This window comes from Micromonospora sp. MGP-C2 (genome assembly GCF_057766525.1).
Genome location: NZ_JBYMEN010000002.1, coordinates 2,735,348 through 2,746,956, shown reverse-complemented (window position 1 = coordinate 2,746,956; position 11,609 = coordinate 2,735,348). Strand labels below are relative to the sequence as shown.

Genomic DNA, 11,609 nt, shown 5'->3' with positions numbered 1-11,609 from the left:
CGGCTGATGGTCGCGGTCGCGGGGCCGCGCTGCTGGGGCCCGTCGCGGGCTCACCGGCGGGAGAGTTGGCTGGTCGGACGGGTGACGAGGAACCATCGGGCGAGCTGATGGGCGGCACGAGGGGACGATACACGTCGATCAGCAAACCGGTGGGGCACCGATCGGGGTTTCGCTGTCGACGGGGTGGCCGGTTGGGCACGGGCGGATATTTGCGTGGAGGGCTGTCGGACCGGGCGGTTAGGGTCGGGCGGTGACTTCGGGGCGACCATTGATTCAGGCTCGCGGGCTGGTGAAGCGGTTCGGTGGCTTCACCGCCGTGGACGGCATCGATGTCGAGGTGCGCTCGGGTGAGGCGTTCGGCTTCCTCGGGCCCAACGGCGCCGGCAAGTCCTCCACCATGCGCATGGTCGGCTGCACCTCTCCACCGAGCGGGGGCGAGCTGCGCATCCTCGGCCTGGACCCGGTGGCTGACGGGCCGGCGATCCGGGCGCGGCTCGGGGTGTGCCCGCAGCTCGACAATCTCGACCCGGAGCTGACGGTCCGGGAAAATCTCACCGTCTACGCCCGCTACTTCGGCATCTCACGGCGGGCGGCCCGCGAGCGGGCCGACGAGCTGCTCGACTTCGTCCAGCTCACCGAGCGCGCCGACAGCAAGGTCGACCCGCTCTCCGGTGGGATGAAGCGTCGGTTGACCATCGCCCGCGCGCTGGTGAACGACCCGGAGATCGTGCTGCTCGACGAGCCGACCACCGGGCTCGACCCGCAGGCCCGACACCTGGTGTGGGAGCGGCTGTTCCGGCTCAAGCAGCAGGGCGTCACGCTGGTGCTCACCACGCACTACATGGACGAGGCCGAGCAGCTCTGCGACCGGCTGGTGGTGATGGACGGCGGCCGCATCGTCGCGGAGGGGTCGCCCCGGGCGCTGATCGAGCGGCACTCCACCCGCGAGGTGGTCGAGTTGCGCTTCGCCGCCGAGTCGCAGGAACCGTTCGCCAGCAAGCTCGACGGGCTGGGGGAGCGGGTCGAGGTGCTGCCCGACCGGGTCCTGCTCTACGTGCCCGACGGCGACGCGGCGGTCGCCGAGGTCACCGCGTTGAGGCTCAACCCGGCCAACGTGCTGGTGCGGCGCAGCGGCCTGGAGGACGTCTTCCTGCACCTGACCGGCCGCACCCTGGTCGACTGACCGACCTCGGCTGATCGTTGGCAGCTCAGCGACAACTTCTCCGGCGTGTCGCACCGCTGAGCTGCCAACGATCGTCGTTCGACTACATTCGATCTTGGGCGTAACATCGGCCGGCCGAATCAGTGAGTTCACCGAGTCGGCCTTCGACCACGGGGGTTCCATGTCCAACATGCCGACCAGCAGCCGGCATCAGGCCGGCCTGACCGCCCTCTACCTGGGCATCTTCGCCACGGTCTGGTTCAACGTGCCGGCGGTGGAGCAGCCGTGGCGCGCTTTGTTGGTGGTCGGCAGCGTGGCGTCCATGATCACCGCCGTGCTGGGCGGTGTGATGTCTGGCCGTCCCCGGGGCGAGGGTGGCGGTGCGCAGGAGCGGGCGACCAACCGGCGGTACCTACTCATCGTCGTCGCCGAGTTCGCCGCCGCCGGGCTGGGCGCCGTCCTGCTGGCTGCCGCCGACCGGTCCGAGTACATTCCGGTGCTGGTCTGCGCGGTGGTCGGGCTGCACTTCTTCCCGCTCGCTCCGCTGCTGCGAGACCCGCTGCTCAGGCCGCTCGGTGTCGCGCTGTGCGTGGTGGCGGCGGCGGGGCTCGTGGCCGCGTTCGGCTCGGCGGTCGCCGCGGGTCGGGTGGTCGGCACTGGTGCGGGGCTGCTGCTGCTCGGTTACGCCGTCCAGGCACTGGTCCGCGCTCGCCGGCCGGCCTGACCGGCACGCGAGGCAGGCGTGAATTGCGCGCGCACCCGCCCCGGGGGTTGATCGACTCCGCTTTCTGGAAGTCGGGCTGTCCGGGCAACGTGGACACCGCGAGTTCCTGGAAACCGAGTCGATCACCGCGCTGAAACCCGGACGACACCTTGCCGGGGGCGTCGTAGGGTGACCGCGGCCTGTCGTACCCCGGCGGTAGACAGGTCGTGGTGGTCGGCACGGTGGGTGGGGGTGGTCGTGGTGAGCGTGGCGGCAGCGACGCGCGGGCGGTTCCCGTGGGTGCCGGCGTACGCGGTCTTCGAGCACTATCTGGTGGGTCTACGACGCACCTGGCGGGCCGGGGTGTTCTCGTCGTTCCTGCTGCCGGTGCTGACCGTGCTCGGCTTCGGGCTGGGCGTCGGCGCCTACATCGACCAGGGCGTCGGCGGGGTGCGTTACCTCGACTGGCTGGTGCCCGGGCTGATCGCCTCGACCGCGCTCCAGGTGACCGTCGGTGACTCGACCTGGCCGGTGTTCAGCAACTTCCAGTGGGTCAAGACCTACTTCGCGCAGAGCGCGTCGCCGCTGCGGGTGGGCGACATCGTGGCCGGGCACCTGGCCTTCGTGCTGTTCCGGGTGCTCACCACGATCGTGGCGTTTCTGCTGGTCACCGGGTTGTTCGGGGCGCTGCGGTCGCCGTGGGCGGTGGTCACCCTGCCGGTGGTCGCGTTGCTCGTGCTGGCTGTCGCCGCGCCGACCTTCGCGTACGCCGCGTCGGTGTCCAGCGACAGTTGGCTCGCGATGCTGTTCCGGTTCGCCGTCATCCCCATGACGCTCTTCGCCGGGGTGTTCTTCCCGGTCGAGTCCCTGCCCGACGCGCTGCGGTGGCTGGCGTACGTGACGCCGCTGTGGCACGCCGTCGACCTGTGTCGTGCGGCCACGCTCGGCGTCGCCCCACAGTGGTCGGTCGCCGGGCATGTGCTCTACCTGGCCGCCTGGGCCGTCGCCGGTTGGCTGCTGGCGTTGCGCACGTTCCGTCGCAAGCTCGTCGTCTAGGGAGGCCGCCGTGGTCACGCTGATCCTGCCCCGGCTGGTCGACGTCTCCGCCGCGTCCCGGCGGTCGGCGTCGGTGGTCGAGCGCAACCTCTCGGCACTGAAGTCGGTCTACTGGCTGCTGCTGCTGTCCGGCTTCGTGGAGCCGCTGCTCTATCTGCTCTCCATCGGGGTGGGCGTGGGGGCGCTCGTCGGCGATCTGCCGCTGCCCGACGGCCGACTGGTCTCGTACGCGGAGTTCGTGGCCCCGGCGATGCTCGCGTCCTCGGCGATGACCGGGGCGCTCGCGGAGACCACCTTCAACTTCTTCGGCAAGATGAAATACATGAAGCTGTACGACGGGATGATCGCCACCCCGGTACGGCCGTTCGAGATCGCCGTTGGCGAGCTGGGTTGGGCGATGCTGCGGGGCAGTGCCTACTCGGCCGCGTTCCTCGGGGTGATGGTCGCTCTGGATCTGACCAGCGTCGGCCGCGCGCTGGCCGCCCTACCGGCCGCGGTGCTGGTCGGGTTCGCGTTCGGGGCGCTCGGCATGGCGATCTCCACCTTCATGCGCAGCTGGCAGGATTTCGACCTGGTGGGCTCCGCGCAGTTCACGCTGTTCCTGTTCTCCGGCACCTTTGTGCCGGCGCAGGCCTACCCGACTCTGCTGCACTGGCTGGTCGAGGTCACCCCGCTGTACCGGTCGGTGCACCTGATCCGCGGGGTCGCGCTGGGCGGCGGTGGCTGGGTCTGGGTGCTCGACGTGCTCTACCTGCTGGCGATGCTGGCGGTCGGCCTGTTCGTGGCCTCTCGCCGGATGGGCAGGTTGCTCTACAAGTAGGGGTTATCCGCGCACGTTCACGGGGCATGTCCGGTGGTGACACCACCGACGAAGAGGAGGGGCGATGGCCTCGGACGAGTCTTCCGCCCAGCGGGAGCGGGAGCGTGATCCCGCGAACGCGCCGGTCGGGCCCGACGCGGGGCCGGACAGCCCCACCGAGCTGCCCGGCAGCGGTTGGAAGGCGGCTCTGCGCCGGACGGTCCGCGAATTCCAGGACGACAGCCTGACCGACTGGGCGGCGGCGTTGACCTACTACGGGGTGCTGTCCATCTTCCCCGGCCTGCTGGTGCTGATCTCGATCCTCGGCCTGCTCGGCAAGAGTGCCACCGAGGGCGTCAAGGACACCGTCAACCAGGCAGTGCCGAACGACAGCATCCAGAAGATCATCGAGGGCGCGATCGACACCGCCCAGCAGAACGGCGGTCTGGCCAGCGTCGCGGCGATCATCGGTCTGTTGGCCGCGTTCTGGTCCGCCTCCGGTTACATCGGCGCGTTCATGCGCGCCTCGAACACCATCTACGACGTGCCGGAGGGGCGGCCGATCTGGAAGACGCTCCCGATCCGGCTCGGCGTGACCGCGGTGGTCGGGGTGTTGCTGCTGGTCAGCGCGGTGATCGTGGTCTTCACCGGTCGTCTCGCCGAATCGGTCGGTGACGTGATCGGGCTGGGCTCGACGGCCGTCGCGGTGTGGGACGTCGCCAAGTGGCCGGTCCTGCTGATCCTGGTCAGCCTGATGTTCGCGATCCTCTACTGGGCCTCGCCGAACGCGCGGCACGGCGGCTTCCGCTGGGTCAGCCCGGGCGGGGTGCTGGCCGTGGTGATCTGGCTGGTGATCTCCGGCCTGTTCGCCTTCTACGTGAGCAACTTCGGCTCGTACAACAAGACGTACGGAGCGCTCGCCGGCGTGATCATCTTCTTGGTCTGGCTCTGGCTGAGCAACATCGCGATCCTGCTGGGTGCCGAGTTCGACGCCGAGTTGGAGCGGGGCCGCGCCATCGAGGCGGGTCACGACGTCGACGACGAGCCGTACGTCGAGCTGCGCGACGACCGCAAGCTTCGCAAGAAGAGGGGATCCGCCGACCGCAGTTGACCGCCTCGCACGAATCGCCCCGCCACCGCACGTCCGGCTGGCGGGGCGATTGCGTGTCCATCGATGGAACTGCTGGCAAGCGGATGCGGGCGGCCCGTGATCCTTTTCTTGATCGACTAGTAGCTTTTGTTCTTTCGGACAAAAGTTGGTCTCGGAACGGTTGAAGCTCTGGACAGGCGGCGCGGAACGCTCCTACTGTGTCGGACACAACACATCGACATGACGTCGATGTGAACGAGGCTGATGAAGAGGTGGCCCCCGTTGCGGACCGTCGATCCCCTGCACGTGCGACTGTTGCGGTTGCTCCGCGACGAGGGGGCCGTGTCCCGGGCCGAGCTGGGCGACCGGCTCCAGATGCCGCGCCCGCGCATGCTGGCCGAGCTGGAACGTCTGGTCGCGCTGGGCTACGTCGCCGAGGCGGGGCTCGCCGCCTCCCGAGGTGGGCGTCGCTCGACCCTGGTGGAGCTCAACCCGAAGCTCCGCTTCGCCGCCGTCGACCTCGGCGCCAGCTCGATAGACATCGAGGTGGTCAACGGCCGCCTCGAGCCGGTGGCCCACTACGGCGAGGCCGCCGACATCCGCAACGGTCCGAAGGTGACCCTGCAACGGGTCAACGAGTTGCTGCACAAGGCCCGGGTCGACGGCGCGTACGAGCGGTTGGACGCGGTCGGCATCGGCGTACCCGGTCCGGTCAGCTTCCGCGACGGCGTTCCGGTCTCGCCGCCGATCATGCCGGGCTGGGACCGGTTCCCGGTGCGCGAGCTGCTCAGCCGGGAGCACGGCTGCCCGGCGGTGGTCGACAACGACGTCAACATCATGGCGATCGGTGAGCGGCACGGTGGGGTCGCCCACTCGGTGGACGACTTCCTCTTCGTGAAGATCGGCACCGGCATCGGGTGCGGCATCTACCTCACCGGCGAGGTCTACCGGGGCACCGACGGTTGCGCCGGCGACATCGGCCACATCCAGGTCGACTCGCACGGTCCGATGTGTTCCTGCGGCAACATCGGTTGCCTGGAGGCGCTGTTCAGCGGTGCCGCGCTGGCCAAGGAGGCCACCGCGGCCGCCCGCAGTGGCGTCTCGCCGGCGCTCGCCGAGCGGATGACGCTGCGCGGTGTGGTGACGGCTCTCGACGTCGCCGAGGGTGCCGTCGAGGGAGACGTGGCCTGCATCCAGCTGATCCGTGACGGCGGGCGGCGGGTCGGCGGTGTGCTCGCCGGCCTGGTCAGCTTCACCAACCCGTCGATGATCGTGATCGGGGGTGGGTTGGCCCAGCTCGGGCACATCCTGCTCGCCGAGATCCGCAGCGTGGTCTATCGCCGGTCGCTGCCGTTGGCCACCGGCAACCTGCCCGTCGTGCTGTCCGAGCTCGGTGGCCGTGCCGGTGTCACCGGGGCGGCGGTGCTCGCGAGTGACGTCGCCTTCGCGGAGGCGTCATGAGCGCGAGCAGGGAGCCGGGCTTGCGAGCCCCGCAGTCGCGACCAGCGGCCGGTGCCGTGAAGTTGACCGAGATCCTGTCGTGAGCGAGGAGGAGACTGTGGCTCTGCCCGAGGATGACGCCGCCACCGCGTCGGCTGAGGCCGTCGCCGAGGCACCGCTGGTCGAGGCTCCCGCTGACACCGTCGCGGGCGAGGTGGTCCTGCGCCTCACCGATGTGGTCAAGACCTTCCCCGGCGTACGCGCGCTCGATGGTGTGCAGCTGGAGGTGCGTGCCGGCGAGGTGCACTGTCTGCTCGGTCAGAACGGCGCTGGCAAGTCCACCCTGATCAAGGTGCTCTCCGGGGTGCACCAACCCGATTCCGGGCAGGTGGAGTGGCGCGGCGAGCCGGCCACGTTCGCCAACCCGCAGGCCGCGATGAAGGCCGGCATCGCCACCATCTACCAGGAGCTCGACCTCGTCGAGGACCTGTCGGTGGCGGAGAACGCCTTCCTCGGCCACGAATACCGCAGCTTCGGGTTCGTCCGGCGCGGCCGGATGGCCCGGCACACCCGGCAGATCCTCAGTCGGCTCGGCCACGGCGAGATTCCGCCCGGGCGGATGGTCCGGTCGCTGCCGGCGGCGGGCAAGCAGATCGTCAGCATGGCCCGGGCGCTGTCGCACGAGGCCCGACTGATCATCATGGACGAGCCGAGCGCCGTGCTGGCCCATGACGAGGTCGGCAACCTGTTCCGGATCATCCGGGAGCTGACCGCGCAGGGCATCGCCGTCATCTACATCTCCCACCGCCTGGAGGAGATCCGCGAGATCGGCGACCGGGTCACCGTACTCAAGGACGGCCGGACCACCGCGGCGAACCTGCCGGCGCGCGACACCCCGACCCGCGACCTGGTCAGCCGGATGACCGGCCGGACCATCGAGTACGTCTTCCCGGACCGGCCGAGCGACGACGCCGCGGGTGCCGACCTGCTCCAGGTGCAGGGGTTGACGCGGCCCGGCGAGTTCGCCGACGTCTCGCTGAACGTGCGTGCCGGGGAGATCGTCGGCATCGCAGGGCTGGTCGGCTCCGGCCGTTCCGAGCTGTTGGAGACCATCTACGGCGCCCGTCTCGCGGAGGCCGGCTCGGTCCGGATGAACGGCAAGGTGCTGCGTCCCGGCGTGGGCGCGGCGGTGCGGGCCGGCATGGGGATGGCGCCTGAGGAACGCAAGAGTCAGGCGCTGCTGCTCGGTGAGCCGATCTACCGCAACGTCACGCTGGCCACCTTCGGCCGGTACGCGCGGCTCGGCTTCACCAACGCCGCCAAGGAACGCGCCGAAGCGGACCGGATCGCCGAGACCCTGGAGCTGCGGCCCCGGGACGTCGACCGGCCGGTACGCACGCTGTCCGGCGGCAACCAGCAGAAGGTCGTGGTCGGGCGGTGGTTGCTCGGCGGCACGAAGTTGTTGCTGCTCGACGAGCCCACCCGGGGTGTGGACGTGGGCGCCCGGGCTGAGCTCTACCAGGTCATCCGGGCGTTGGCCGCCCAGGGCGTCGGCGTGCTGCTGGTCTCCAGCGAGGTGCCCGAGGTGCTGGGTCTGTCCGACCGGGTGCTGGTGATGCGGGAAGGGCGGGTCGTCCGCGAGGCCGCGGCCGGCGAACTCGACGAGAACACTGTGCTTGACCTCGTGATGGCGGGGTCCTTGATGGAAGGCGCACCGGCATGAGCGACGCGACTCCCACTCCCACCGCGACACCGGAGCGCCCGCAGCTTCCGGCGCAGTCGCCGCCGGTGGACCCGGCGGAGACGGCGGTGGCCGGCGATAAAGCAGCATCCGCGGGTCGGCTCTCCTGGTGGCGGGGCGACGGCGGCGACGGCGCCAAGCGCAACCTCGGTCTGATCGGTGTGTTGGCCGCACTGATCGTGGTTGGTGCGGTGACCAAGCCGGATCTCTACGGTGACCCGAACTGGGTGTGGAACAACGTCCTGGCCATCCTTCAGCTCGCCTCGGTCGTCGGCGTGGTGACGGTCGGTATGACGTTCGTGATCATCGGCGGTGGCATCGACCTGTCGGTCGGGGCGATCGTCGCGCTGGCCGGCGTCTGGTGCACCACGGTGGCCACCCAGAGCTACGGCGCCGGTGGGATGATCTTCACGGCCCTCGCGGTCGGCATCTGTGTCGGCCTGGTCAACGGGGTGCTCATCTCGTACGGGCGGTTGGTGCCGTTCATCGCGACGCTCGCGATGCTGGTGGCCGCGCGGGGCCTCGCGGCGTCGATCTCCAACAAGCAGACCCAGGTGTCGAGCAGCACCTTCATCAACGACATCGCGGCGCGCAAGGTGATCGGCATCCCGATCCTCGTCTACATCCTCGGCGCGGTGGTGCTGGCCGGGTGGGTCGTGCTCAACCGGACGACCTTCGGCCGGCGGACCATCGCCGTCGGCGGTAACCCGGAGGCGGCACGGCTGGCCGGCATCAACGTCCGCCGCCACACGATGCTGCTCTACGCGCTCTCCGGTCTGTGCTGCGGCATCGCCGCCATCATGCTCACCTCGCAGGCCACCTCGGCGCAGGCGGCGATGGCCAACCTGTACGAGTTGGACGCGATCGCCGCGGCCATCATCGGTGGAACGCTGCTCAGCGGTGGTCGGGGCACGATCGTCGGCTCCCTGCTCGGCGTCATCATCTTCGCCACGATCACCAACCTCTTCGCCATCAACGGCCTCTCCATCGAGGCGCAGAACATGGTCAAGGGCGGCATCATCGTCGCCGCCGTCCTGGTCCAGCAGTTCCAGTTCAAGTCCGTCACTCGGCTCCTCGCGCGGAACAGGGTCACCACCGCAACCTGACGCACCGCACCGTTGTCCCGGGCGACGTCGAGAAATTCGACAGTGGCCGGGCCTCGCACACCCTCACCAACTCAAATCCCGCTCCCAGGAGGTCATTCATGACCCAGCACAGTCGCGACCTGTCGCGCCGCCGGTTGCTCTTCGGTGGAGCCGCAGTAGGCGCCGCCACCCTTCTCACCGCCTGCACCAGCAACGAGACGCCGGCAGCCAGCACCCAGACCAAGGCCGCCGGAGACAGCGCCGGCAACAACGCGCCGGGCAAGAAGGTCGTCATCGGCTTCTCCGCGCCGGCCGCCGACCACGGCTGGATGGGTGCGATCCACGCCAACGCCAAGGCTCAGGCCGCGGCCTACTCGGACGTGGAGTTCAAGGAGGTCGACGGTGGGTCGAACTCCGAGGCCCAGCGCTCCACGCTCGGCACCCTGATCGCCCAGAAGCCGGACATCATCGTCGTGCTGCCGCACGACGGCAAGGAGGTCAACGCCGTTGCCCTCCAGGCAATGCAGGCGGGCATCCCGATCGTGAACCTCGACCGGGCGTTCCCCGACGCGCTGGCCTCGCGGCTGGTCATCAAGGGCGACAACTACGGCATGGGCGTCTCGGCCGGGCACTTCATCGGCAAGCAGCTCAAGGCCAAGGGCATCGCCAACCCGGTGATCGGTGAGATCGCCGGCCTGGAGATCCCGCTGACCGTCGAGCGCAGCGCCGGCTTCGCGGCGGCCCTGGCGACCTACGGGTTCAAGGTGAACAACCGTCGCTCCGCCGAGTTCACCTCGGACAGCGGCCAGCGTGAGGCGGCCCAGCTGCTCCAGGCGCTGCCGAAGATCGACGCGGTCTGGAACCACGACGACGACCAGGGCATCGGTGTGCTTGCCGCCATCAAGCAGGCCAACCGGTCGGAGTTCTTCATGGTCGGCGGCGCCGGCTCGAAGCTCGCGATCGACGCGATCAAGGCCGACAACACCGTGCTCAAGGCGACGGTCACGTACAACCCGTCGATGGCCTCGTCGGCAGTCTCCCTCGCACGGCTCGTCGCGCAGGGCCGGGGCCTGGGCGACCTGACGGAACTGCAGGTTCCCAAGGAAGTAACCCTGGCCTCCGAGACGATCACCAAGGAGAACGCGAGCAGCTACGACAAGCTCGGGTTCTGACATACCGGGGGGAGACCCACCTTGTCCACGACAGACAAAGAACTGCGGGTCGGCATGGTCGGCTACGCGTTCATGGGCGCCGCGCACTCACAGGCGTGGCGCACCGTGAACCGCGTCTTCGACCTGCCGGCGCGGGCCCGGATGGCGCTGATCTGCGGTCGAGACACAACGAAGGTGGCGGATGCCGCCGACCGGCTCGGCTGGGACGCGTACACCACGGACTGGCGTGACCTGATCAACCGGGACGACATCGACGTGATCGATGTCTGCACACCGGGCGACAGTCACGCCGAGATCGCGCTCGCCGCGTTGGCTGCCGGTAAGCACGTCCTGTGCGAGAAGCCGTTGGCCAACACGGTGGCGGAGGCACGGGCGATGACCGCTGCGGCGGAACTCGCCCGGGCCTCCGGGGTGCGGTCGATGTGCGGGTTCAACTACCGCCGGGTCCCCGCGGTCACGATGATGCGCCAGTTGGTCGCCGACGGACGACTCGGGGTGATTCGACACGTCCGTGCGACGTACCTGCAGGACTGGATCGTGGACCCGCAGTTCCCGCTGGTCTGGCGGTTGCAGAAAGACAGGGCGGGCTCCGGCGCGCTCGGTGACATCGGTGCGCACATCATCGATCTGACCCAGTTCGTCACCGGCCAGAAGATCAGCGGGGTCAGCGCGGTCACCGAGACGTTCGTCAAGGAACGGCCGTTGCCGGCCGAGTCGAGTGGTCTCGCGGCCACTGTGGACGGGCACACCGCGCCCACCGGGCCGGTCACCGTCGACGACGCCGCGGTCTTCGTGGCACGGCTCGACGGCGGCGCCCTGGCCACGTACGAGGCGAGCCGGTTCGCCACCGGTCGCAAGAACGCGTTGCGTGTCGAGATCAACGGCTCGCTGGGCAGCGTGATCTTCGACCTGGAGCGGCTCAACGAGCTGGAGTTCTACGACGCCACCAGGCCGAGCGTGGAGCAGGGTTTCAGCCGCATCCTGGTGACCGAGGGCGAGCACCCGTACATGTCGGCGTGGTGGCCTCCGGGCCACATCATCGGCTACGAGCACTCGTTCACGCACGAGATGCGCGATTTCATCGAGGCGGTCGCCACCGGCGTCGACCCGACTCCGTCCTTCGCCGACGCGTTGCAGGTCCAGCTCGTGCTGGACGCGGTGACCCGCTCGGCGGAACTCGGTTCCTCCTGGACCGAGGTGGAGCCGGCGCTGATCGCGGCGGCCGTCTGACCATCGACCATCCGCGATGGTGGTGATCGCACCACCATCGCCCTACCAGCTTCCCGAAGCCGACCGGCGAGGGAGCGGCCGCGGATTGCGCCCCGCGGCCGGGACGAGGTCGGCGTCGGAGAGCGTGCGGC

Annotated in this window: 10 protein-coding genes; all 10 read left to right on the top strand. The window is 69.4% G+C overall.

The features are described 5' to 3' along the window. Positions 1 to 250 precede the first annotated feature (250 nt). The 10 genes from AC3CF1_RS12155 (at position 251) to AC3CF1_RS12110 (ending at position 11,478) form a co-directional block, all read left to right on the top strand. Positions 251 to 1,183: an ABC transporter ATP-binding protein gene (locus tag AC3CF1_RS12155; RefSeq protein WP_488450506.1), complete on the top strand. Its 933-nt coding sequence runs from the start codon at positions 251 to 253 to the stop codon at positions 1,181 to 1,183. A 160-nt stretch (positions 1,184 to 1,343) separates the two neighbouring features. Next, entirely contained in the window at positions 1,344 to 1,886 is a 543-nt protein-coding gene (locus AC3CF1_RS12150; protein ID WP_488450505.1) for a hypothetical protein, read from the top strand. A gap of 237 nt (positions 1,887 to 2,123) precedes the next feature. After that, positions 2,124 to 2,921: an ABC transporter permease gene (locus AC3CF1_RS12145; protein ID WP_488452072.1), complete on the top strand. Its 798-nt coding sequence runs from the start codon at positions 2,124 to 2,126 to the stop codon at positions 2,919 to 2,921. A 10-nt stretch (positions 2,922 to 2,931) separates the two neighbouring features. Then, positions 2,932 to 3,741, top strand: coding sequence for an ABC transporter permease (locus tag AC3CF1_RS12140; protein WP_088949647.1), 810 nt, complete (start codon positions 2,932 to 2,934; stop codon positions 3,739 to 3,741). A 64-nt stretch (positions 3,742 to 3,805) separates the two neighbouring features. Further along, positions 3,806 to 4,831 (top strand): YihY/virulence factor BrkB family protein, encoded by a 1,026-nt coding sequence (locus AC3CF1_RS12135; RefSeq protein ID WP_354983415.1) that lies wholly within the window; start codon positions 3,806 to 3,808, stop codon positions 4,829 to 4,831. 243 nt (positions 4,832 to 5,074) lie between these two features. Further along, positions 5,075 to 6,271, top strand: coding sequence for an ROK family protein (locus tag AC3CF1_RS12130; RefSeq protein WP_231927121.1), 1,197 nt, complete (start codon positions 5,075 to 5,077; stop codon positions 6,269 to 6,271). Between the two features lie 193 nt (positions 6,272 to 6,464). Next, positions 6,465 to 7,973 carry a sugar ABC transporter ATP-binding protein gene (locus AC3CF1_RS12125; RefSeq protein ID WP_210793583.1) on the top strand — a complete coding sequence of 503 codons (1,509 nt, stop codon included), beginning with the start codon at positions 6,465 to 6,467 and terminating at the stop codon, positions 7,971 to 7,973. Continuing rightward, positions 7,970 to 9,097, top strand: coding sequence for an ABC transporter permease (locus AC3CF1_RS12120; RefSeq protein WP_099856484.1), 1,128 nt, complete (start codon positions 7,970 to 7,972; stop codon positions 9,095 to 9,097). Before AC3CF1_RS12125 ends, AC3CF1_RS12120 begins: the two co-directional genes overlap by 4 nt. A 98-nt stretch (positions 9,098 to 9,195) precedes the next feature. Next, on the top strand, positions 9,196 to 10,248 hold the full coding sequence (locus AC3CF1_RS12115; RefSeq protein ID WP_210928144.1) for a substrate-binding domain-containing protein: 1,053 nt from the start codon (positions 9,196 to 9,198) through the stop codon (positions 10,246 to 10,248). 54 nt (positions 10,249 to 10,302) lie between these two features. Continuing rightward, positions 10,303 to 11,478 (top strand): Gfo/Idh/MocA family protein, encoded by a 1,176-nt coding sequence (locus AC3CF1_RS12110; RefSeq protein ID WP_370453101.1) that lies wholly within the window; start codon positions 10,303 to 10,305, stop codon positions 11,476 to 11,478. Positions 11,479 to 11,609 lie beyond the last annotated feature (131 nt).